The 23,131-nt window shown below is 61.5% G+C and carries 21 protein-coding genes; 13 read left to right on the forward strand and 8 right to left on the reverse strand.

The annotated features are described in order from the left end of the window. The first annotated feature begins 77 nt into the window (after positions 1–77). The 9 genes from tsf to KCG44_RS07255 all read left to right on the forward strand — a co-directional run bounded on the left by tsf (position 78) and on the right by KCG44_RS07255 (position 9,676). Positions 78–1,004, forward strand: coding sequence for a translation elongation factor Ts (gene tsf / locus KCG44_RS07215; protein WP_218445234.1), 927 nt, complete (start codon positions 78–80; stop codon positions 1,002–1,004). A 144-nt stretch (positions 1,005–1,148) separates the two neighbouring features. Continuing rightward, on the forward strand, positions 1,149–1,865 hold the full coding sequence (pyrH, locus tag KCG44_RS07220) for a UMP kinase (RefSeq protein ID WP_218445236.1): 717 nt from the start codon (positions 1,149–1,151) through the stop codon (positions 1,863–1,865). 15 nt (positions 1,866–1,880) lie between these two features. Next, positions 1,881–2,441 (forward strand): ribosome recycling factor, encoded by a 561-nt coding sequence (gene frr / locus KCG44_RS07225; protein ID WP_218445238.1) that lies wholly within the window; start codon positions 1,881–1,883, stop codon positions 2,439–2,441. Then, on the forward strand, positions 2,438–3,160 hold the full coding sequence (gene uppS / locus KCG44_RS07230; RefSeq protein WP_439651433.1) for an undecaprenyl pyrophosphate synthase: 723 nt from the start codon (positions 2,438–2,440) through the stop codon (positions 3,158–3,160). Before frr ends, uppS begins: the two co-directional genes overlap by 4 nt. Further along, positions 3,147–3,989, forward strand: coding sequence for a phosphatidate cytidylyltransferase (locus tag KCG44_RS07235; protein ID WP_218445240.1), 843 nt, complete (start codon positions 3,147–3,149; stop codon positions 3,987–3,989). Before uppS ends, KCG44_RS07235 begins: the two co-directional genes overlap by 14 nt. Continuing rightward, complete coding sequence (dxr, locus tag KCG44_RS07240; RefSeq protein WP_218445242.1) at positions 3,989–5,146, forward strand: 1-deoxy-D-xylulose-5-phosphate reductoisomerase; 1,158 nt, start codon at positions 3,989–3,991, stop codon at positions 5,144–5,146. Before KCG44_RS07235 ends, dxr begins: the two co-directional genes overlap by 1 nt. Before the next feature lie 3 nt (positions 5,147–5,149). Continuing rightward, positions 5,150–6,298: an RIP metalloprotease RseP gene (gene rseP, locus KCG44_RS07245; RefSeq protein ID WP_218445244.1), complete on the forward strand. Its 1,149-nt coding sequence runs from the start codon at positions 5,150–5,152 to the stop codon at positions 6,296–6,298. 64 nt (positions 6,299–6,362) lie between these two features. Then, positions 6,363–9,059 carry an outer membrane protein assembly factor BamA gene (bamA, locus tag KCG44_RS07250; protein ID WP_218445245.1) on the forward strand — a complete coding sequence of 899 codons (2,697 nt, stop codon included), beginning with the start codon at positions 6,363–6,365 and terminating at the stop codon, positions 9,057–9,059. Next, complete coding sequence (locus tag KCG44_RS07255; protein ID WP_218445246.1) at positions 9,059–9,676, forward strand: OmpH family outer membrane protein; 618 nt, start codon at positions 9,059–9,061, stop codon at positions 9,674–9,676. The genes bamA and KCG44_RS07255 overlap by 1 nt, the downstream gene beginning before the upstream one ends. Positions 9,677–9,752: 76 nt before the next feature. Here KCG44_RS07255 and KCG44_RS07260 read toward each other — a convergent pair whose 3' ends face one another. From KCG44_RS07260 to KCG44_RS07280, 5 genes are all read right to left on the reverse strand, one after another. Beyond that, entirely contained in the window at positions 9,753–10,910 is a 1,158-nt protein-coding gene (locus KCG44_RS07260) for an isovaleryl-CoA dehydrogenase (protein ID WP_255536389.1), read from the reverse strand. A gap of 150 nt (positions 10,911–11,060) precedes the next feature. Beyond that, positions 11,061–13,043 carry an acetyl/propionyl/methylcrotonyl-CoA carboxylase subunit alpha gene (locus tag KCG44_RS07265; protein ID WP_218445247.1) on the reverse strand — a complete coding sequence of 661 codons (1,983 nt, stop codon included), beginning with the start codon at positions 13,041–13,043 and terminating at the stop codon, positions 11,061–11,063. Next, positions 13,036–13,494, reverse strand: a complete 459-nt coding sequence (locus KCG44_RS07270; RefSeq protein ID WP_218445249.1) for a GIY-YIG nuclease family protein — start codon at positions 13,492–13,494, stop codon at positions 13,036–13,038. The genes KCG44_RS07265 and KCG44_RS07270 overlap by 8 nt, the downstream gene beginning before the upstream one ends. Positions 13,495–13,594: 100 nt before the next feature. Continuing rightward, a complete protein-coding gene (locus KCG44_RS07275; RefSeq protein WP_218445250.1) occupies positions 13,595–14,407 on the reverse strand; it encodes an enoyl-CoA hydratase-related protein in 813 nt (270 codons plus the stop codon). Between the two features lie 148 nt (positions 14,408–14,555). After that, entirely contained in the window at positions 14,556–16,148 is a 1,593-nt protein-coding gene (locus KCG44_RS07280; protein WP_218445251.1) for a carboxyl transferase domain-containing protein, read from the reverse strand. A 156-nt stretch (positions 16,149–16,304) separates the two neighbouring features. Between KCG44_RS07280 and rpmE the strand changes: the two genes are divergently transcribed. After that, positions 16,305–16,544, forward strand: a complete 240-nt coding sequence (gene rpmE, locus KCG44_RS07285; protein ID WP_218445252.1) for a 50S ribosomal protein L31 — start codon at positions 16,305–16,307, stop codon at positions 16,542–16,544. Positions 16,545–16,733: 189 nt separating this feature from the next. On the opposite strand, the gene KCG44_RS07290 is transcribed toward rpmE, so the two are convergent. Both KCG44_RS07290 and KCG44_RS07295 read right to left on the reverse strand, forming a co-directional pair. Further along, positions 16,734–17,684: an alpha/beta fold hydrolase gene (locus KCG44_RS07290; protein WP_255536390.1), complete on the reverse strand. Its 951-nt coding sequence runs from the start codon at positions 17,682–17,684 to the stop codon at positions 16,734–16,736. Positions 17,685–17,894: 210 nt separating this feature from the next. Next, positions 17,895–20,057 carry a TonB-dependent receptor gene (locus tag KCG44_RS07295; RefSeq protein ID WP_218445255.1) on the reverse strand — a complete coding sequence of 721 codons (2,163 nt, stop codon included), beginning with the start codon at positions 20,055–20,057 and terminating at the stop codon, positions 17,895–17,897. A 385-nt stretch (positions 20,058–20,442) separates the two neighbouring features. Between KCG44_RS07295 and KCG44_RS07300 the strand changes: the two genes are divergently transcribed. The 3 genes from KCG44_RS07300 to KCG44_RS07310 all read left to right on the forward strand — a co-directional run bounded on the left by KCG44_RS07300 (position 20,443) and on the right by KCG44_RS07310 (position 22,446). Further along, the gene (locus tag KCG44_RS07300) at positions 20,443–20,634 is read left to right on the forward strand and encodes a CsbD family protein (RefSeq protein WP_218445256.1); all 192 of its coding nucleotides are present in this window, start codon (positions 20,443–20,445) and stop codon (positions 20,632–20,634) included. Positions 20,635–20,885: 251 nt separating this feature from the next. Continuing rightward, on the forward strand, positions 20,886–22,208 hold the full coding sequence (locus KCG44_RS07305; RefSeq protein WP_218445257.1) for a radical SAM protein: 1,323 nt from the start codon (positions 20,886–20,888) through the stop codon (positions 22,206–22,208). Then, complete coding sequence (locus tag KCG44_RS07310; protein WP_218445259.1) at positions 22,198–22,446, forward strand: hypothetical protein; 249 nt, start codon at positions 22,198–22,200, stop codon at positions 22,444–22,446. Before KCG44_RS07305 ends, KCG44_RS07310 begins: the two co-directional genes overlap by 11 nt. Here KCG44_RS07310 and KCG44_RS07315 read toward each other — a convergent pair. Continuing rightward, on the reverse strand, positions 22,443–23,042 hold the full coding sequence (locus tag KCG44_RS07315; RefSeq protein ID WP_218445260.1) for a murein L,D-transpeptidase catalytic domain family protein: 600 nt from the start codon (positions 23,040–23,042) through the stop codon (positions 22,443–22,445). The two genes, KCG44_RS07310 and KCG44_RS07315, sit on opposite strands and share 4 nt — an antisense overlap. Positions 23,043–23,131: the final 89 nt, after the last annotated feature.

Here is a 23,131-nt window from a genome sequence, read left to right on the forward strand (position 1 = left end):
GTAATGAACCGGTGGCAGGCACGGGTGGCGAAACCGCCGCTCGTGCCTCCCGGTATTTATAGGAAAGGTTTATTGAAATGGCTGAGATCACCGCAAAGCTCGTGAAGGATCTGCGCGACAAGACCGGCGCAGGCATGATGGATTGCAAAAAGGCGCTGAACGAGACCGATGGCGACTTTGAAGCTGCCGTCGACTGGCTGCGTACGAAGGGCCTCGCCGCGGCTGCGAAGAAATCATCACGCACGGCCGCAGAGGGCCTGATCGGCGTGGCGACCGACGGTACCAAGGGCTGCGCCGTCGAAGTGAATTCCGAAACGGACTTCGTTGCCAAGAATGACAGGTTCCAGGGTTTCGTCCGCGAAGTCACTGAACTGGCGCTCGCCAGGGGTACCGACGACATTGAGGACGTGAAGACGGACATGATGGCGAACGGCAAGACGGTCGAGGATACGCTGACGGAGAACATTTCCACAATCGGTGAGAACCAGTCGCTGCGCCGTGCCGCGACCATCACCGTGGGCGAAGGCGTCGTGACGCCCTATATCCACAATCAGGCGGCGCCGGGCCTTGGCAAGATCGGTGTGCTGGTTGCGCTGGAATCCGCTGCGGACAAGGACGCGCTGAACGCATTCGCAAAGCAGCTCGCCATGCATATCGCGGCGGCGGCGCCGCTGGCCCTGGACGAGAGCGGCGTTGATCCTGTGACGGTCGAGCGTGAGCGCGCCATCGCCATGGAGAAAGCCAAAGAAAGTGGCAAGCCCGACAATATCGTCGAAAAGATGGTTGACGGTACCGTGCGCAAATTCGTCAGCGAAAACACGCTGCTGGGCCAGGTTTTTGTCATCGACGGCAAGGCAAAGGTCAGCGATGTCGTCGCGGCGAAGGCGAAGGAACTGGGTGCCGATATCAGGATCGCCAATTATGTCCGCTTCCAGCTGGGTGAGGGCATTGAACGCGAAGAAAGCGACTTCGCCGCGGAAGTCGCGGCCGCCGTCGGCGGCTGATTTCCTCCTGCGCTCCCTACGGGCGGGGGCGTATGCGAAGTCTGTAAAATGGGCCGGGTCGCGGGGATTGGTTCCTTGCCGCCCGGCCAGCGCGCGTCTAAGACCCGCGACAACTTGCCGTTTCTGCTGGAGTACAGGCCTGAGATGCCAACCCGTTCTTATAAACGCATTCTCCTTAAGCTGAGCGGTGAAGCCCTGATGGGCGACCAGCAGTTCGGCATCGATACCGAGACCGTCGCCGCCATTGCCGGGGAAGTGAAACTCGCCAAGGAAGCCGGTTTCGAACTGTGCCTGGTCGTGGGCGGGGGCAATATTTTCCGCGGCCTTGCGGCTGCGGAACAGGGGTTCGACCGGGCAAGCGCGGATTATATGGGCATGCTGGCGACCGTCATGAACGCTCTTGCGGTGCAGAATGCGCTGGAGCAGCAGGGGTGCGACACGCGCGTCATGTCGGCAATTCCGATGGCGAGCGTGTGCGAACCCTATATCCGGCGCAAGGCCGTGCGGCATATGGAGAAAGACCGGATCGTCATGTTCGCCGCCGGGACCGGCAATCCCTATTTCACCACCGACACCGCCGCGGCCCTGCGTGCGGCGGAGATGCAGTGTGACGCGCTGTTCAAGGGAACGAGCGTGGACGGCGTCTATACATCCGATCCCAAGAAGGACGCGAACGCAACCCGCTACGATACGCTAAGCTATGACCGGGTCCTTAGCGACAATCTGCGGGTGATGGATGCCTCGGCGGTGGCGCTCTGCCGCGATAATGACATCCCGATCGTGGTCTTCAACATTCGGGAACGCGGTAACCTCGCCCGCGTTCTTGCCGGAGACGGCGTCTCCACAACTGTAAGCAACTGACTGAAAGATAAAGACATGTCTGCTGGATACGATAAAGCCGATATTGAACGCCGCATGGACGGCGCGATTGACAGCCTGAAGGGGGACCTGGCCGGTCTGCGCACGGGCCGCGCCAATACGGCATTGCTCGATCCCGTAACCGTGGAAGTCTACGGCGCCAAAATGCCGCTCAACCAGGTCGCGACCGTGACGGCACCCGATGCGCGCATGCTGGCGGTCAATGTCTGGGACAAGGGGAACATCCAGCCGGTGGAGAAGGCGATCCGCGCGGCGGGCCTGGGGCTGAACCCCGTCACCGATGGTCAGAACATTCGCCTGCCGCTGCCTGACATGACGGAGGATCGCCGAAAGGAACTCGCCAAGCTGTGCTCGCAATATGCGGAAAAGGCGAAAATCGCCGTCCGCAATGTCCGCCGCGACGGTATGGAAGCGCTGAAGGCGTCAGAGAAGAACGGCGACATCAGCCAGGACGAGCAGAAAAAGGGCGAAGGCGAAGTTCAGAAAGTCACCGACGTGAAAATCGGGGAAATCGAAACCGTAACCGCCGCCAAGGAAAAGGAAATCATGAGCCAGTGACGGCCGCGACCGCCTCTGCAAAGGCGGGCGGTGCCGTCGCACCGCGCCACGTCGCCATCATCATGGACGGCAATGGCCGCTGGGCGAAGGCCCGGCACCTGCCGCGCGTCGCGGGGCACAAATCCGGTATGGAATCGGTGCGCAGCGTCGTGAAGATGGCCCCCGACCTGGGCATTGAGGTCTTGACGCTATATGCCTTTTCTTCTGAAAACTGGAAGCGTCCTGAAGAGGAAGTCGGCTTTCTCTTCAATCTCTTGAAGTCTTATCTTCAGAGTGAAATTGCAGAGCTGGATGCGAAGAACGTGCAGATTCGCTGCATCGGAAACTGGCGCGCCTTACCGGCGGATTTGGTGACGCTGATCGACGGCGCCATCGAGCGCACGAAAGACAATGCCGGTCTGAAACTGGTGCTGGCGCTCAATTATGGCAGTCATGACGAGATTACCCGCGCCGTTCGCGCCTGTGTCGCGGACGGATTGACGGGCGGCCAGATCGACGAGGCCGCGATCGAGGCACGCCTTGATACCGCCGGGCTTCCCGCGCCCGATCTGATCATCCGGACGTCTGGGGAGGAGCGCCTGTCGAACTTCATGATGTGGCAGGCTGCTTATTCCGAATTTGTATTTACGCCGGTGCTCTGGCCCGATTTTGACGGTGACGCCCTGGCGCGTGCCTGTGATCATTTTGCCGTGCGGGAGCGGCGTTATGGCGGTATCTGAGACCCCGCCCGAACCAGCCGGTGCGGAACCAGTCCGGTCTGAACGGACCCGCGAGACCCTTCGCGTTCGCTATAAGGATTTGATGCCGCGCTTTATCGTCGGTGTGCTGCTGATCGCGATTGCGATTTTCGGCGGCTGGCAGGGGGGGCTGTTTTTCAACTTCCTGATGGGCATCGCCGCGCTCCTCGTCTTTCGCGAGTGGACCCGAATGGTCGGCACGACCGCCGGAAACGACCGCATGGTCGGCTTTATCGGCATCGGTGCCGCGGTCGTTCTGGGTAATGACGGCCTTGTTATGTATGGCTTTGCCGCGCTTGCGGTGGCGGCGATCTGGTATCTGTTCACCGATCGCCGGGCGGCAATGGGCATCCTTTATGCGGGCCTGCCGTTCATGTGTCTGATCTGGCTGCGCTATCAGGAAAACGGATTTGGCCTGATTGTCTGGACGCTCGCCGTCGTGTGGGCGACGGATATAGGGGCGTATTTCAGCGGGAGGACAATCGGCGGGCCAAAGATCGCTCCGGCCATCAGCCCATCGAAGACGTGGGCCGGACTGGCCGGCGGCATGTTCGCCGCAGCAGGTGTCGGCGTTCTCAACGACTTTATTTTCCAATTGCCTTTCGAAGCCGTGCATGCCGCGGCGCTCGGTGCCCTCCTTGCCGTTATCGCGCAGGTGGGAGATTTTTATGAAAGCCATCTCAAGCGGCGGGCGGGTGTCAAGGATTCCGGGCACCTGCTGCCCGGCCATGGCGGCGTCATGGACCGTTTGGACGGCCTGGTGCCGGTGTCTATCCTGGTCGCCAGCGCGGTGTGGTTCATAGGACAATAATGCGATCCGTTTCGATATTTGGCGCGACGGGTTCTGTCGGCATTTCCGCGCTTGAGCTGATCGCGCACGAGCCGGACAGATGGTCGGTCGATGTCCTGACGGCCAATAGCAGCGCGGGCGATCTTGCCGCTCAGGCCAAGGCCTGCGGCGCCAGACTCGCCGTGGTGGCGGATGAAGGTGCCTATGGCGATCTGCAGGCCGCCCTTGCGGGTACGGATATCGAATGTGCCGCCGGAACCGCCGCGCTTGAAGAGGCGGCACGGCGCCCGGTTGATGTCACGCTCGCGGCCATCGTCGGCGCGGCCGGCCTGATGCCCACCCTGCGCGCGGTCGAGCGCGGCGGGATCATCGCGATTGCGAACAAGGAAGCGCTGGTGTGTGCAGGACCTCTCGTCACCGCGGCCGCGCGGGATTCCGGCGCGAAGTTACTGCCCGTCGACAGCGAGCATAACGCGATCTTTCAGGTTTTCGACTTCGAGACGCCTGAAAGTGTGTCGCGTATCATCCTGACCGCGAGCGGCGGTCCGTTTCGTACCAAAAGCCTGGACGAAATGCGGGCCATGACACCTGCGCAGGCCGTCGCGCACCCGGTCTGGTCCATGGGCGCGAAGATCAGTGTCGACAGCGCGACATTGATGAACAAGGGTCTCGAGATGATCGAGGCGGCCCGCCTGTTTCCGGTGCGTGCCGACCAGATTGACGTGATCGTGCACCCTCAGTCTATCGTCCATAGCTTTGTGGAATATGTTGACGGGTCCGTGCTGGCGCAGCTCGGCTCCCCCGACATGAAAACGCCGATTGCCTATGCGATGGCATATCCAAAGCGTATCAAGACGCCCGTGGCGCCGCTTGACCTGATTGCCGCCGCCAGACTGGAATTCGAGGAACCGGACCCCGTGCGGTTTCCGGCGCTTCGGCTTGCCCGCGAAGCCATGGTCGCCGATGGCACCGCACCCGTGTCGCTGAACGCGGCGAATGAAGTCGCCGTGGCGGCGTTTCTCGAGGACCGGCTCGCGTTTCTCGACATCGCGGCGGCGGTCGATCATGTCATGGCGCGCATGAGTACCTGTGCGGTCGCCACACTCGGCGATATTTTCGCATGCGACGCCGAGGCACGCCGCATTGCGAAGGATTTTGTCTCCGCGAGGGGTAGATAGATCATGCCCACGACTTTCGAACAGCCGAGTTTCCTGTTTACCGTCCTGATGTTCATCCTGATGATCGGCCCGCTGGTGTTCGTTCACGAGATGGGACATTATCTGGTCGGGCGTCTTTTCAGGACGAAGGTCGACAGCTTTTCCATTGGTTTTGGTCCGCAGATTGCCGGCTGGCGCGACAGGCGGGGGACGGTCTGGCGGCTAAGCGCTCTTCCGCTTGGCGGCTATGTGAAATTTGCAGGCGACGCGAATGCGGCGGGTGCGGGAAGCGAAGGCCTCAGCGATATTCCGCTAGCGGAACGCGGCGACTATTTCGCGTTCAAGCCGCTATGGCAGCGTGCCCTTATCGTGCTGGCGGGTCCGGCCATCAATTTCCTGTTCGCAATCCTGATTTTCGCAGGGTTTGCCTTCACCATGGGGCAGATCACCATGCCTCCTATTGTCGGGCAGGTGCAGGAGGGGTCCGCGGCTGACGCGGCAGGCTTTGAAGTCGGTGATCGCATCACGTCGATCGACGGGCGCGAGATCAATGAATGGCCAATCCTGGTGCAGGAAGTCCGGATGAATCCGGGCGTGCCCATGACGGTCAGCCTGGTGCGAGATGGCATGCCGCGAGAGGTTACCCTGACGCCAAAGATCATCGAGATGGAAGATCGGTTCGGTAATCGCGGTCGCATCGGCCAGCTGGGCGTGGCGAATGCCGACGCGCCGGAGGTTCGTCAGGTTGGCCTGATTGAAAGCGTCGGGATCGGTATTTCCGAAACCGCCCGCACCGTACGGTCCATGGTCGATCTGCTCAGCCAGCTGATCCGCGGACAGCGTTCCATCGAGGAACTGGGCGGCCCGCTGAAAATCGGTCAGATGTCGGGGCAGGTGGGCACGCTGGGGGCCGCGGCGTTCGTGTCGTTCATGGCGCTCATTTCCATCAATCTGGGGTTCATCAACCTTCTGCCAATTCCCATGCTCGACGGCGGACATCTCGCGCTTTATGCAGCTGAGGCTGCGCGCGGGGGCAAGCCGCTACCCGAAAGGGCGCAGCAATGGGCATTCATGGGTGGTTTCGCACTGGTAATCTCTTTCATGTTGGTCGTCACGTTCAACGACCTTGCTTCTTTCGGGGTCTGGCGTCATGCCCTCGAACTGCTCGGTTGAGACATGTGCGGGTGACGATTGCCGCAATGTTCGTAACAGATAAAAAATAAAGGTAAGGGGTTTGATGTCAGCTTTTTCCGCCGCGCGGTCGCGTCTGGTGCCGGGGCTGCTTGTCAGCTCCGCGGTACTTCTCGTTCCCGCCGTTGCTGCTGCCCAGGTCGCTGAACCAGTCGCCGAGACGTCAGAGGTCGACGCCCTGGATGCTGCGCCTGCCGCCGAAGAGGAGCGCCGCGTGCGGTCCATCACGGTGCGCGGCAATGAGCGTCTGGAGCCGGAAACGGTCGCCTCTTATATCGGTCTGAGCGCAGGCGAGCCCTATGATCGCAATCGTCTCGATACGGCGCTGAAGAGCCTTTATGCGACAGACCTGTTCGCGGATGTGACGATCCGTGATCGCGGCGGCGACCTGCTGGTCGAGGTGCAGGAAAATCCGGTCGTGAACCGGATCATTCTGGAGGGCAATCGCCGGGTCAAGGAGGACAAGATCGCGCCGGAAATCCGGCTCGCACCGCGGCAGATCTTCACGCGTGCGAAAGCACGCAGCGACGTCGCGCGTATCGTTGAACTCTATCGCCGTCAGGGCCGCTTCGCCGCTGCCGTGGAACCGCAGATCGTTCCGCTCGATCAGAACCGCGTCGATGTCGTTTTCGAGATCACCGAAGGTCCCAAGTCGAAAGTGAAGCGGATCAACTTCCTTGGCAATGAGCAGTTCGGTGACGGCAAGCTGCGCGGCGAAATCGCGACGCGCGAATCCAAATGGTTCCGCCTCTTCACATCGAACGATACCTATGATCCCGACCGCTCGGCCTATGACCAGCAGGTTCTGAGGCAGTTTTATCTGACCGAAGGCTATGCCGATTTCCGCGTCGCATCGTCGGTTGCGGAACTGACGCCGAACAATGAAGACTTCGTCCTGACCTATGTGATCGACGAGGGCGAACGCTACAATTTTGGCGAAGTCACGCTGGAATCCGAAATCCGCGATATCGATGAGACCAGTTTCCGCGCGCTCATCGGTATACAGGACGGCGACGTCTATAACGCCAAGCGTATCGAGGATACGATCACGGTGCTGCAGGAAACCGCTGGTCTGCTTGGTTATGCCTTTGCCGACGTCCAGCCGCAGTTCACCCGCAATCGCGAAGATCTGACCATGGATGTTGCGTTCGTGATCCGCGAGGCACCGCGTGTCTACATCGAGCGCGTCGATATTAACGGCAATGTCATCACGCGCGACAAGGTCGTACGCCGCGAGTTCCGCCTTGTCGAGGGCGATGCGTTCAATACGTTCAAGGTGAAGCGCACGCAGGCGCGTATCCAGAGCCTCGGCTTCTTCCAGGAAGATCTGGAGATCGAGCAGAAGCCCGGGTCCGGCCCGGACAAGGTCATTCTGGAAGTGAACGCGCAGGAACAGGCGACAGGCGAATTGCAACTGTCCGCCGGTTTCTCCTCGCTTGAGCGTTTCCTCGTCTCAGCGTCCATTCGCCAGCGCAACTTCCGCGGCCTGGGCCAGGAATTGCGGGCATCGGCAAACATTTCCAGCTACTCGAAATCGGTCGATGTCGGCTTCACCGAACCCTATCTCTTCAACCGTAACCTCGCGCTTGGTTTTGATGTGTTCCGCCGCGACTTCAATAGCTTCAATTTCAATGCGAGTGGCAATCGAAATACTACTTACGAGCAGGTGACGACCGGTCTGCAACTTCGTACGGGTTTCCCGATCACCGAGTTCTGGTCTGCATCCGTACGGTATAATTTGCAGCTCGACGACATTTCGTTGCCGTTGAATGCGAGCCGTTTTACCGATTTCAATGGCGATGGGGAATTCACCGAGGATGAGTGCGATCCGATCCGTTCGGGCCGCTTCCTGTGCGATGCGCTCGGCAAGCGCACGACCTCCGCCATTGGGTATAGTCTTGCCTTTGACAACACCGATAATCGTATCCGGCCGAGCCGCGGACAGCGTGTTGTCTTCAGTCAGGATATTGCCGGTCTTGGCGGCATCAAATATCTGCGCAGCCAGATTGACGCGGATAAATATTTTCGTATTGGCCGCAGTGACTTCATCGTCGGCGTTGGCCTCGAGGCAGGGTATATAACCGGCTATGGCGGTGACGATATTCGTATCAATGATCGCTATTTCCTTGGCGAACCGCGCATGCGCGGCTTTGATATTCGCGGCGTTGGTCCGCGTGTAATTCGTAACCGCTATATACCGGCAACGGCCGATGGCGACGGAAATTTGCCGGATGGCGCGATTGCCGTACCGGACCTGAACGGGTCGCCAGGCTTTGTTGTTATCGACACCAATCCCGATCGTCAGCAGGACGATTCCCTTGGCGGCCAGGCCTATTATCTTGGCCGCGTGGAGATGCAGATCCCGCTTGGCGAGGGTGTCGCTGAACTTGGCATTCGGCCCTCTATATTCGTCGATGTCGGCGCACTCTGGGATGTTGACTTCGACCCGGACAGCCAGCTGATCAATCGGCCGACATTCGATGTCCAGCGCTTTGTCGATGCAGATGGTGATGGTCGTCCTGATGAAGACGCGGACGGAAACCGGATTACCGAGACGGTGGGCACGCCAGGCTTCCGTGAACAGTTCTTTGGTGACAGCCCCAAACCGCGCGTATCTATCGGTATTGGTGCGTCGTGGAACTCGCCATTCGGACCGTTCAGGTTCGATATCGCCAAGGCTTTGCTAAGTGAGCCGGGCGACGATACGCAGCTATTCCAATTCAATGTAGGAACTTCATTCTGATGACTATTTCAAAAACCCTCCTCGCCGGTGCAGCTCTTGCGGCGGCGGCCATGACGACCGCTTCGCCCGCTTTCGCGCAGGCGCGCGCCGTTGCCGTTATTTCCACCGATGGTGCCGTTCAGGGCAGCACGGCTTGGACGAATGCGCAGACGGCGATCCGTTCGACCTATGCCGCGCAGATCCAGGCGCTGGAAACACGCCAGGCGGCACTGGCCGCGGAGCTGAAGCCAATGCAGGATGCGTATAACAACGCCGCGCAGCAGCCTAATGCGACACGTGAGAGTGTCGCTCCCTATGCGCAGCCCCTGGCACAGAAGCAGCAGGCGGCGCAGGCCGAAATGCAGCAGCTGCAGCAGCCGGTCGCACTGGCGCGTGCCTATGTCGCAGAGCAGATCAGCGTGCATCTGGACGCCGCCGCCAAGGCGGCAATGGCTGCGGCTGGCGTCGATCTGGCACTGCGCCCTGAAGGCGTGCTGGTCGTCGGCCAGGGTTCGAACGCGAACCTGACGGATGAGGTTGTGGCCGAGTTGAACAAGCGCGTGCAGAACGTGTCGGTAACGCCGCCGGCCGGATGGCAGCCTGGCCAGCTACAGCAGGCTGCCCAGCCGCAGCAGTAACATTCTGTAGGTAAAGAGAAAAAGGGGCGTGGCCGTGATGGCCGCGCCCCTTTTTCCTATGCGCTTTCAAGCTGTTTCATGCCGTTTCCGCGAAAAGTTCGCGGCCAATGAGGAAACGGCGGATTTCGCTGGTACCGGCGCCGATTTCATAGAGTTTCGCATCGCGCAGAAGGCGGCCGGTCGGATATTCATTGATGTAACCATTGCCGCCGAGCGCCTGAATGGCTTCGAGCGCCATCCATGTCGCCTTCTCCGCCGAGTAAAGAATGGCACCCGCAGCGTCCTTGCGCGCGGTCTCACCGCGATCGCAGGCCTTTGCCACTTCATAGACATAAGCACGCGCCGTGTTCCAGGCGACGTACATGTCGGCAAGCTTTCCCTGCATGAGCTGGAATGTGCCAATGGGTTTGCCAAACTGGCTGCGCTCGTGGACGTACGGCACGACAACGTCCATGCAAGCGGCCATGATGCCAAGCGGCCCGCCGGAGAGGACGACACGCTCATAATCGAGGCCCGACATCAGGATCTGCGCACCTTGTCCCTCTTCGCCAAGACGGTTTTCATAGGGGACTTCGCAATCCTCAAACACCAGTTCACAGGTGTCGGAGCCGCGCATGCCAAGCTTGTCGAGCTTCTGCGCCGTCTTGAAACCGGCCATGCCCTTTTCGATGAGGAAGGCGCTGATCCCCTTGGGACCCGCTTCCATGTCGGTCTTGGCGTAGACGATGAGCGTGTCCGCCTCCGGACCATTGGTGATCCACATCTTATTGCCGTTCAGGATATAGCGATCGTTGCGCGTCTCCGCGCGTAGCCGCATCGAAACGACGTCGGAGCCCGACCCGGGTTCGGACATGGCGAGTGAGCCGACATGTTCGCCGGACATCAGCCTGGGCAGGTATTTCGCCTTCTGCTCCGCATTGCCCCAGCGGCCAAGCTGGTTGACGCAGAGATTGGAATGCGCACCGTAGCTGAGCCCGACGCTGGCAGACGCGCGGCTGATCTCCTCGACGGCGATGGTATGCGCGAGATAGCCAAGGCCGGTGCCGCCATCCTCTTCTGAAATCGTGATCCCGAGCAGGCCGAGATCGCCAAGCTGGGGCCAGAGGTCGCGCGGAAATTGATTGCTTTCATCAATTTCGGCTGCCCGCGGGGCAAGCTTGTCGGTCGCCCAGCCGCGGATGCTGTCACGCAGCATGTCAATGGTTTCGCCGTGATCGAATTTCAGGGTCTGCATGGGAATAATGTCTCCGAAGGTGGCGAAGTTTGTGCCGGAATACGGTTTGTCTTGACGATACCGCAATAGGATTCGCCGGGTTCACAACATTTGATCATGAATTGGATGCGTAGGACAGGGGTTCCTTCATCTCCGCGTCGTGCCCGGGGGCTAGTCCGCTTCGATCTTCATCAGCATCGTCCCCTCGGCGACCTGGTCGTCCTTTGCGGTGTTGAGCGCGGTGACGGTGCCGGCGAAAGGCGCGGACAGGCGGTTTTCCATTTTCATGGCTTCCAGAACGCAGAGTCGGTCTCCCGCCGCGACCTTCTGTCCTTCCTCAACGTCAAGCGACAGGATGCGGCCGGGCATGGGCGCCAGAATGCTGCCATCGCTGGCCGCCCCGCCGCCCTGGCTTTCCGCGGTAAGGGCGAAGTTGTGGACGGCGCCGTCAAGCCGCACCTCTATCTGTCCATCCGAGCGGATAATGACGGCGCTGTGCAGCATGTCGTCAATGGCCGCCTCGAAGGCGGTATCGGTTCGCCAGTGCCCCGTGGCACTGTACGCATTCTCAAGACCGCTGATGCGGAATGTATCGCCATCACGGCGAAGTGTGAGATGCACCGGGTCCGACGAGACGGGGTAGAGGTCGATGAACCGGTCCACCGGCAAATTGTTGCGCCAGCCGGGGAAGCGGGAAAACATGGTCGCGGAAGTTGCCACCGCTCCCGCCTGAAGTTCAGCCAAAGCCGCGATGATGTAGGCGGCCGCCGGGATGGAAGTTGTCGGCGCGATCTCCTCGGCATGCTGTTCGATGAAGCCGGTATGCACCTCACCGGCGCGGAACGCCTTCGTATCGACGAGTCGGGTCAGAAACGCGCGATTGGTCTTCACACCAGTTACAATGGTTTCGCCCAGCGCGCGCACAAGCGCATCATTGGCGGCGGCACGGGTGGGACCATGCGTGATAATCTTGGCGATCATCGGATCGTAATGGACGCTGACTTCGCCGCCTTCTTCAACGCCCGAATCAATCCGGACCGAGCGGCTTTCCGCCGGGTAGGCAAGCCGGGCAAGCGTGCCGGTTGAGGGCAGAAATCCGCTTTCCGGGTCCTCCGCATAGAGGCGGGCCTCCATGCTGTGCCCGGTGATGGCGATGTCATCCTGCAAGAGCGGGAGCGCCTCACCGCGGGCGACGCGGATCTGCCATTCCACAAGATCTGTGCCGGTGATGAATTCCGTCACAGGATGTTCGACCTGCAGCCGCGTGTTCATTTCCATGAAGTAGAATGGGTTGTCGCCGTTTTCGTCCATCTGTTCGGTGTCGAGGATGAATTCGATGGTGCCGGCGCCGCGATAGTCGATGGCGCGGGCCGCCTTGACCGCCGCCTCGCCGAGCGCCGCGCGCGTCCGGTCGGACAGGCCGGGGGCAGGGGCCTCCTCAATCACCTTCTGATGACGGCGCTGCAAAGAGCAGTCGCGTTCGAACAGGTGGACGACATTGCCATGATCGTCGGCGAATACCTGCACCTCGACATGCCGGGGACACCCAATCAGTTTTTCGATAAGGACATTGTCATTGCCGAAACTGGCTTCACCCTCGCGTTTGGCCGCGAGCAGGGCCTCGGCGAATTCGTCTTCGCTGTCGACGCGACGCATGCCCTTGCCGCCGCCGCCGGCAACGGCCTTGATTAGGAGCGGATAGCCAACCGAGCGGGCCGCCGATTCAAGGCGCTGCAATGACTGGTCATCACCCTGATAGCCGGGCGTTACGGGAACTTTCGCCTTTTTCATGAGCGCCTTGGCGGCGTCTTTCAGACCCATCTTGTCGATCGCACTGGCGGGCGGGCCGACGAAAATGATGTTCGCCTCTGCGAGTTTGCGCGCGAAGTCGGCATTTTCGGACAGGAAGCCGTAGCCCGGGTGGACGGCGTCGGCGCCCGTCTTCTGCGCGGCCTCGATGATGCGGTGCGGCAGCAGATAGGACTTCGCCGCCTCGGCCGGGCCGATATTGACGGCCTGCGTCGCCTCGCGAACGTGCGGGGCGTTCGCGTCGGCGTCCGAATAGACCGCGACCGTCTCGATCCCCATGGCATGAGCTGTGCGGATGACGCGGCGGGCGATTTCGCCGCGATTTGCGATGAGGAGTTTATGCATTTGGATGGGTATCCGCGTGAGTGTTTGATGTGATGTCTTGAACTTCATCATCCCGAGCGCAGTCGAGGGACGCGTCATTGTTTTGCAGCAGCTTGAGTGCGTCCCTCGACTGCGCTCGGGATGATTGAGATGGAGTTTTGGTATCGGCCAAAATTCGCTGTTGGCGCTCCTTGGGCGGGGTTGCGAGAATGCTGAGGTCGCTCCAGCGTTGCTCCATGAACGCTTCTTTCTTGGCCCGAGACCAGCTTTTCAGACGGCGTTCCTGCTCAAACGCCTGCGTTCTGGTTTCGAATTGGTCGGCGTATACCAGGGTGCAGGGCAGGCGATTGGCGACGAAGCCATCGCCCTCACCGGACATGTGCTCACCGATTCTGCGGTCAAGGTCGCCAGTGTGACCGACATAATAGTGGCCCGTTCGAAGCTGCAGGATGTAGGTCCAGTAAGCGCTCATTGGCTGGACAACTCACCACGGCGACGCAACCGCTCAAATTCAATCATCCCTCGACTGCGCCCGGAATGATCGAGATTGGTGGGTTGCATTGGAAGCAGCGTCACCACTTCGGAGCGCGTTTCTCGAGAAAGGCGGTCAGGCCTTCTTTGCCTTCGGGGTCTGCGCGGCGGGCGGCGATGCGGTTTGCGCTGTCGGTGCGGAGCTCATCCGTAATTTCTTCGCCGGCATAGTCCATGATCAGCGTTTTCGCGTCCCGCACGGCGCCGGGCGCCGCTTCGCCCAGCAGCTCGATCCATTCGCCGATCTGCTGATCCGCATCGCCCGACGTGGTGAGCGCGCGGTGGACGAGGCCGATGCGGCGCGCTTCGGCCGCTGAAAAAGGCTCTGCGGTCATGAAATAGCGACGGGCGTGGCGCGCGCCGATGGCCTTGATCACAAAGGGGCTGATCGTGGCGGGCGTGATGCCAAGGCGGATTTCCGAAAGCCGGAACTGCGCGGTCTGTATCGCGATGGCAAGGTCCGCGCAGGCGATCAGGCCAACGCCGCCGCCATACACCGCGCCATGAGCGACGGCGATTGTCGGGACGGGGCAGGTGTAAATCGCGTTCAGCATGTCCGACAGGCGCTGCCCGTCGGCGATGTTTTCCGCTTCATCCCAGCCGCCCGCCTCTTTCATGTAACCAAGGTCGGCACCGGCGGAGAAGCTGCGCCCCTCGCCCTTCAGCACGACGGCGCGGATGCCTTTCATCCGGGCAATGGCGTCGAAGGCCGCGTGGAGGGCGGCAATGAGCTCGGGCGTGAAGGCGTTGTGCCGCTCTGGCCGGTTCATGGTCAGTCTGGCGACGTCGTGATTGTCGATCTCGGCAAGAAGCACGTCGGAGGTCGGGAGCGAGGCGGGGATGTTGTCGTTCATGATGGTGCGGTCTCCTTCTCCGAAGCGGTTCCCCTGATTTCATCATCCCGAACGCAGTCGAGGGACGCGCGGTCGTTCTGCAGCGGCTTCGTGCGTCCCTCGACCGCGCTCGGGATGATCGGGCCTTGCGTATCGCGGCCGTTTGCCATCACATCCGGAACACGCCGAACTGCGTGTCCTCAATCGGTTGCTGCAATGCCGCGTCAAGGCACAGTGCAACGACCGTGCGGGTGTCGGCGGGATCGATGATGCCGTCGTCCCACAGGCGCGCGCTGGAATAATAGGGGTGGCCCTGATGGTCGTACTGCGCGCGGATCGGTGCCTTGAAAGCCTCTTTCTCGGCGTCGGATTCGAAGCCGCCGCGCTTGACCTCGGCCAGCACGGACGCCGCCTGTTCGCCGCCCATGACGCTGATGCGGGCATTGGGCCACATGAACAGAAAGCGCGGGTCATAGGCACGGCCGCACATGCCGTAATTGCCGGCCCCGTAGCTGCCGCCAATGACGATGGTGAGTTTCGGGACGGCGGCGCAGGCAACGGCGGTGACGAGCTTCGCGCCGTGCTTGGCAATGCCCTCATTTTCATATTTGCGGCCGACCATGAAGCCGGAAATGTTCTGGAGAAACAGCAGCGGGATTTTCCGCTGGCAGCAAAGCTCGATGAAATGCGCGCCTTTTTGCGCGCTTTCGGAAAAAAGAATGCCGTTATTCGCGATGATGCCGACGGGCAGGCCCTCGACATGCGCAAAGCCGCAGACCAGGGTTTCGCCGTAGAGCGGCTTATATTCGTCAAACGCGCTGTCGTCGGTCAGGCGCGCGATAATCTCGTGCACGTCCACGGACTGGCGCGTGTCGGTCGGGACGAGGCCGTAAAGGTCGTCGGCGGGGAAACGCGGCGCGGCCGCCTTCTGCCGGTTCACCTGCGCACCGGGGACAGGCGGGAAGGTCGCCACGATATCGCGCATCAGGCGCAGGGCGTGCGCGTCGTCATCGGCCAGATGATCCACCACGCCGGACAGGCGCGCATGAACATCGCCGCCGCCAAGATCCTCTGCGGTGACTTCCTCGCCGGTCGCCGCCTTTACCAGCGGCGGGCCGCCGAGAAAGATGGTGCCCTGGTCCTTCACGATGATGGACTGGTCGGACATGGCGGGGACATAGGCGCCGCCCGCCGTGCAACTGCCCAGGACAGCGGCGATCTGCGGAATGCCCAGGCCGCTCATGGTGGCCTGGTTGAAGAAGATGCGTCCGAAATCGTCGCGGTCGGGAAAGACCTCATCCTGATTTGGCAGGTTCGCGCCGCCGGAGTCGACCAGATAAAGGCAGGGCAGGCGGTTTTCGCGGGCGATGGCCTGCGCGCGCAGATGTTTCTTGACGGTGACGGGGTAGTATGTGCCGCCCTTTACCGTGGCATCGTTGCAGACGATGACGCAGGTGCGTCCGCTGACCTGGCCGACACCGGAAATCATGCCCGCGGCGGGAATGTCATCCTCATACATGTCATGCGCGGCGAACAGGGACAGTTCGAGAAACGCGCTGCCCGGGTCGAGCAGGCGTTCGACACGCTCGCGCGGGAGCAGCTTGCCGCGATCGGTATGGCGCGTCCGGGCGCGCTCATTCCCGCCCTTCGCGATCATTTCCGATTTTTCACGGAGGTCTACAAGAAGGTCCGCCATGGCGGCGCTATTCGCCTTATGGTCGGCGTCGGTCTGGGCGAGGGGCATGCCGATGTGACGGGTCATGAGGGGTGCATAGTCGCAAGCGTAACCAGTCTCAAGTGGGGTTCAGCGGCTTGCATCCGGGGGCGCGCGGCGCTATGTGGCCGCCACCTCGCAATATCGCGATCCCATTGGCCTGCCGGTCTGTAATCGGCGGGTGCACGGAAAGTTTGTAACGCCATGAAGACCGATATCCATCCCGACTATCACATGATCAACGTCGAAATGACCGACGGCACCACCTATCAGACCCGCTCCACCTGGGGCAAAGAGGGCGATACGCTGAAGCTGGAGATCGATAGCGTTTCGCACCCCGCATGGACGGGCGGTAACAAGAAGTTGCTGGACACGGGCGGGCGCATGGCGCGCTTCAACAAGCGCTTCGGCAATATCTCGCTGGGCAAGAAAGCCGCCAGCTAGGGCTGAATTGCGGGCGACGTTTTTTGCGCCTCCCGCCATTATCCGGGCGGCGGTCGAAATCATCCCAGGAGGTGACGTGATCGCCGCGCAGGATGGCGGGGCCGCCGTGATCAACGACCGCTCCGAGCCAGGCGGCAATCGCGCCGAAGCTGAAGTCGGCCATGTCTCGTTTCTCCCCCTATCCCGGCATCAAACGCGGTCGTGCCGCCAGCCTGCGAGCACGGTTTCCAGGGCCGCGGCGAAAGCGATTGGCTGGTCCAGCATCAGATGATGGTGCGCATGGGGTATGCCGGTGATCGGAATCCTGGCGCCGATGCCGCGCAGCCAGTCCGCGGACTCGCCGTCGAAAAGGCGGCTTTCGCGGCCATGGATGATGGCGGAGCGTCCCGGAATGCCGACGATACGCTCGCCCAGCGTTCGCCAATAGGTTTCCCGGTCCCGGTCGTCGGCGAGGACGCGCGGGTCGAATTTCCAGCTATAGCCGCCATCCACGGTGCGCAGCGAGTGATACGCCATATATTCGGCGAGAATCGCCTCCCCCACGGGCTGCGGCGGCGACAGGACGAAACGTTCGCGCGCGGATGGGAAATCCGGATAGATCCGGTGCGGGCGGTTCGGGTCGCGCCTGCTCGGCGGGCCTGCGCCGCTTGAATAATGCCTGGCCAGTCGTTCGGGGCTCATCGCCATCATGTCACAGATGATGAATCCCGCGAACCGGTCATGATGCCGGTACATGGTGTCGAGACCGATGCCGCACGCATAGCTGTGCGCGATGAGAACCGGTTTTCTGTCCGCATCCATCAGGCCGGTATGGTGGGCCACCTCGACCATTTCCGCGACCCGCACGTCCTGAGGATATGACGGCCGGGACCCGCTGTCGCCCATGCCGGACAGGTCATAGGCGACGATGTGATAATCCTGTGCCAGGAACGGTGCGATGAAGGCGAAGCAGCGTGCGTGGCTGAGGAACCCATGTGCCATCAGCAGTCCGGGTTTCGACCGGTCGCCCCAGCGGAAATAATGAATTTCGGCCCCGGCCGCCTGGACCATGCCCTCTTCGCGCGGGACCGCGAGCGCCTGTCGCAGCCAGTCTGGGAGCGTATCGGGGTCGGCTGCCCATTCCGGGGCGATGTCATTCATATGCATGCGTGCGGGTGATTTCTCTGATCGGTTCGCCGGTAGAATGCCGGATCAGCCGCCCGGTTTCACGCTGCCAGAGTGGATAGAAAGGGCAATTGCCGGACCTTGCGCGCCCAAAGCACGCTTTTTTGCGCGCCCGCGCCGCGTCCGCAGGCCTCACCACCCCCAGCCCCTCCATCAGGGGAGGGGTGTTTTTCCAAGGCCTGCGCTTCAGAACCTGCCGCTGATCGTAAAGCGCGCATTCAAAGGTTTGCCTGTCGAGATATTGTCATTGCTGTGCGCGTCGGGAAAATAATCGGTGTTCGTCAGATTTTCGACGTTCAGCTGCAAACGCAGGGCATCGCTGACATCGTAGAAGACGGCGGCGTCGAGGCGGGTATAGCCGGGGACGCGCACGCTATTGTCCTCACGCACAAAGAATGAGCTTTGGTGGGTCAGACCGAGGCCAAGGCCGAGCTGTTCGGTCGCCTGATACTGGCTCCATAGCGAGACCATGGTTTCGGGGGTCTGGCGCGTCTTGTTGCCGTCCAGAGTGCCGCCATCGACATCGCCGTCGAGATAGCTGAAGCCCGTGTTGAGCGACCATTTATCCGTAAGCCTGCCGGTCAGCGTCAGCTCGATACCGTCCGTCACGACGCCGGGCAGAATGATCGAGCTGCCCTGATCCAGCGGGTCGACCGTCGTTACGCTCTGCTGTTCAAGGCGGAAGAGGGCAAGGGTCGCTGACAGGCCGTCACGAATGTCCCATTTCGCGCCGATTTCCAGATTTTCGAATTTCTGCGGCTCGAGCGCTTCGCTCGTGGGGCTAAGCGTCAGGAACTGGTCGCCGGAACGTGGCAGGAAGCTTTCGCTGTAGCTGCCGTAAATGGACAATGTTTCCTGCGGTTTCAGGATGAAGCCGATGCGCGGTGTGATCTCCTCATCCTTGCGGGACAGCAGGCCGTCATTGCCGTCGGCGGCGCCGTCATTCACCTCGATAATGTCGGTGACATCGATATCGAACCGGTCGAACCGCAGGCCGCCGACAATCTTCAGCCAGTCGGTGACGTCGACCTGATCCTGCAGGTAGATGGAAAGGAATTCGACCTGCGACGCGCGGTTGCGGCCGAGCACCGGGAACGAAAAGGCCGGGATGTTCAGTGGATCGGTGAACGGGATCACAATCTGATCGTCGCCATTTTGCGCGAAAAGATTGTCGGCGCGGCTGTTCTTCGAATCCTGGTCACCATATTCAAAGCCGAACAGAAGCGTATGACCGAAGCTGCCCGTGTCGAATTCACCAACCAGATTGGCCTGCATGATCAGGTTCTGCCGCTTCGTGATGTCACGGTAGCCATCCAGTTCCACGGACGGGAATGTGCCATTCGTGACAACGACCTCTTCGCTGGCGAACAGATTCTGGTACAGCTTGTCATAGTCGGCATATTGCGCCGTGAAATTGCCGCGCAGGCTGTCCGAGAAGGTGTGATCGACATGCGCTTTCACAATGTGCGCCTGCAGCGTGGTATAATTGGCGTCGGGCGAACCGAAGAACGTCCTGTCGAACCCCTTCAGCGGCACATCCGGTCCGTTCGCGACATTCTGTGAAGGTACGCCGCGATCGATGGTGCGGTCATCGTCGACATATTCATATGAAAGCACAATGTCGGTATTCGCGCCCGCCTTTAGCGTTACGGTCGGATTGAGGGCGAAGGCATCGCCGCCAACGAAATCACGATGGTTGTCGAAGCCGGTATAATAGCCGTTGAGGCGCACCGCGGCGCTGTCACTGGCGGCGAAATTCAGGTCGCCGGCAAGATAGACGGAACCGAACGTATCGACGCTGGCCGTGACGCCGGTGAATGTTTCGCTGAAGTCCGCTCTTTTCGTCACCCGGTTGATGACGCCGCCGCCGCCGCCGCGGCCGAACAGAAGCGCGTTCGCGCCGCGCAGGATCTCAACCTGTTCCAGATTATAAAGTGGGCGGTAATATTGCACGTCGTCGCGCAGACCGTCGATGAAGAAGTCCGCCGTCGTCTGGTTGCCGCGAATGATGATCGCATCGCGGTGCCCTTCGCCCTGGCTGGCCGATACGCCGGGCGTGTAGCGGGTAATGTCGCCAATGCTGGTGAACGCCTGATCGGCGATCCGGCGGCTGTCGATGATCGAAAGGCTTTGCGGGATATCGATGAGCGGTGTCGGTGTCTTGACGGCGTTCAGCTTGTCGATCGACAGATATTGTCCTTTGACAATGATTTCCCTGTCCACCGCGCCCGCGTCCATTTCCGCTGAACCGGCGGCAACATCAGCAGCCACGTCCGCAGCATATGCCGCAGCGGGAAACAGGGTCGTGGAAAGAATCGTGGTAACCGCAAAAGCGAATTTGTGCCGCATGGAAATATGAGCCTTTTTGAATGATGTGCGGCGCTGCTATTGCAAGTGTATATGCAAATCAATCGCAAAAAAGACGTGATGCGTGATCGTCATGATTTCCGAGCGGCTGGGTCAGCAGAAACACATGCCTGCCGGAATGTGCAGACGACATTATCCGCGGATATCAACGCTGAGGTCGCAGACTGGCACGCGCATTGGCGCGGTCCGGCGGGAGGCGTCCATCAGCGATAAATATTGGACTGGAGGAGATGTCACCGAACGGGCGCGCGGTCACGGCGCCAGCTGCGGAGGCTTTCAGCCACTTGTCGCCGCGTTGATGGACCGGGAACATGGATAGAGCGCATTCGTTTCGACAACACGTGCATTCCGCACGAGGATGACGATCATGAGCGAATATAGCGACAAGGCGGAGGGCAAGGCCAATCAGGCCGCCGGCAACATCAAGCAGGGTGTCGGCAAACTGACCGGTGACAAGGAAATGCAGCGCGAAGGACAGACGCAGGAGACCAAAGGCGACCTGCAAGAAGGCGTCGGCAAGGTAAAAGGCGCCGTCAAGGATGTCATCGACGACGTCTGATCACATTTGCAGGCCAGTTGCGCAGCAGCACCGCCCGTGAATTTCACCCGTCCGCCCCGGCTGTGAAATCCACGGGCGGCGGCCGTCCGGGGGAGGACGGCTCCGTCTGTCAGGCGGATGGCGGAACTTCGTGAGTGGGCGGACAGGAATCATGCCGAACCCGCCTATCTGGGGCGGTGTTTGCCTTTGCCGATCCTGAATTTTGATCCTGCTCAAGATACGGCAGGCTAGCGCAAGGCAAAGGCGGGGTCATGTGGACCTATCATCATGATCTGCTCGCCCGGCCCGTGCCGCGCTATACGAGCTTTCCCACCGCCGCCGAATTCTCTCCCGATACGTGCGCCGGCGATTATGCGGACGCCCTGGGCGCGGTTCGCGAAGACGCCGAAATATCGCTTTACGTGCACATCCCCTATTGCGAGCAGATCTGCTGGTATTGCGGCTGCAATACCGGCCGCGCCAATGGCAGGGCGCGCGTATCGAGCTATCTAGCTGCCCTCTTCGAGGAGATCTTTACGGTCGCCAAATGTCTTGGCGCGCGCGGGAAGATCGGACGCATCGCCTTTGGCGGGGGCAGCCCCAATGCGCTGAAGGCCGATGAATTTCAGGAGCTTGTCCGGCGGCTGACGAACAGCTTTGCGGCGGAGTCGCCGCTCGTCTCCGTCGAGCTTGACCCGCGCGGTTTCGGCCCGTCCTGGGCGCAGGCGCTATCGGAAGTTGGCGCGGCGCATGCGAGCCTTGGCGTCCAGACATTCGCGCCGCACGTGCAGCACGCCATTGGCCGCGTCCAGCCGGAGGCGGACATCCGCGATGCCGTGGCGGCCCTGCGCGCGGCGGGCATCCGTTCGCTTAATTTCGACCTGATGTACGGTCTGCCGGGACAGGATAGCGATGATCTGAGGGAAACGATCGAAACCGCCATAACCCTGCGGCCCGAGCGTATCGCGCTGTTCGGTTATGCCCATATGCCGAAAGCGATCCCGCGTCAGTGCCGGATTGACGCCCGCAGCCTGGCGGGTGCGGCGGAGCGGTTCGACATGGCGGCGCGGGGTCACGACATGCTGGTGGCGGCGGGCTATGAAGCGATCGGCTTCGACCATTTCGCGCTGCCGCATGACCCGCTGGCGGCAGCGGCGCGCGCGGGCAGGCTGCGGCGGAATTTTCAGGGCTTTACCGAGGACGGTGCGGACGTACTGATCGGTTTGGGTGCATCAGCGATCAGTCAGTTTCCCGACCTGATCGTACAGAATGAGAAAAATATCGGGCGCTACCGCATGCGTGCGGGCGCGGGACAGCTTTGCGCTGATAAGGGCGTCAGGCGCTCCGCCCGCGACCGGGCGCGCGGCCGGGCGATCGAGACCCTGCTCTGCCACGGCCATGCCGACCTGACGGGCACGGGGCTGACAGAGGCGGAATGGTCGGCATTCGCCGTCTTCCAGCGTCGCCAATTGCTGACCGTGGACGGCGGCACATTGCGGCTGGCCGCCGATGCCGCCCCCTATGCCCGCAGCATTGCCGCCGCGCTCGACCCCTATCGCCAGAACAGCGCAGGACGGTTCAGCCATGCGGTTTGACCGGGCCGCGCACATCCTGGCGACGCTCGCTCTGCCGGCCGCGATGCTCTCGCCCGCACCGCCCGCAGAAGCGAACATGCTGCGCCTGCCGCTATGCAGTGGCGGCAGCCTGGAAATTCCGTTTGACGGCGAGGACACGCCGCCCGCGCCGTCCCCGGCCTGTCATGCCGCCTGCCTGCGGGAACGGGAACCGAAATCCGCCGTGAGGAAATCCGTCGTGAGGCGGGCTGCTGCCTAACGATCCGCGTAAATGAGCCGGCCGGGGCCGAGCCGGTCGAGGACGCCCGCGATTTCCGATTGTTCGAACGCGAAACACCCCTGACTGCGGCCAATGCGGCCCTGGTCGCGCGCCATGCCCGAATCGACATACCAGGCGCCGTGCACGACAATGGCGCGGGGTTCGGCATTGCTGTTGCTGTCGTCCAGCCCGGCAAGGCGCAGCGACCGGCCATATTTGCCGCGATAATAGGTGGTGGTCAGATAAGCGCCCGATGACGTCGCGTGCGAGCCGGACCGGTTTGAGAAACGCTGCAGAAAGCCGCTATGATCGGGGTCGGAGCCGCTGCCATGGGCGACAAGCAGGCTTTGCGCCGCCCCGCTGGCGATATCGACGATGTGAAAGCGTGCCGTGCCGGACGGGCTCGCAAAGTCGGCGATGCCGATGCGGTCCCTGTGCGTGAATATATCGCCGTGCCGGTCAAGCGCGGCAAGGGCCCGGTCGAGGAGCCTTGGCCGGGCTGCCGAAGCGGCGCGGGCAGGAAGGGCGCGGGCGGCGGCAGCGGCGGCGGCGGCCAGCGTGATCATGCGCCGCCGTGTCATTGTAGACTTATCCATATTTGTCACTGCCCTGAAATTTCCATCTCCTGAACATGGCGGTTCGCATGGCAAACGCAGGTGCGGAGGGGAGCGTCGCCAGCGGTCAC

The sequence above is a fragment of the Pacificimonas pallii genome (assembly GCF_019204005.1).
GTDB classification, from domain to species: domain Bacteria; phylum Pseudomonadota; class Alphaproteobacteria; order Sphingomonadales; family Sphingomonadaceae; genus Pacificimonas; species Pacificimonas pallii.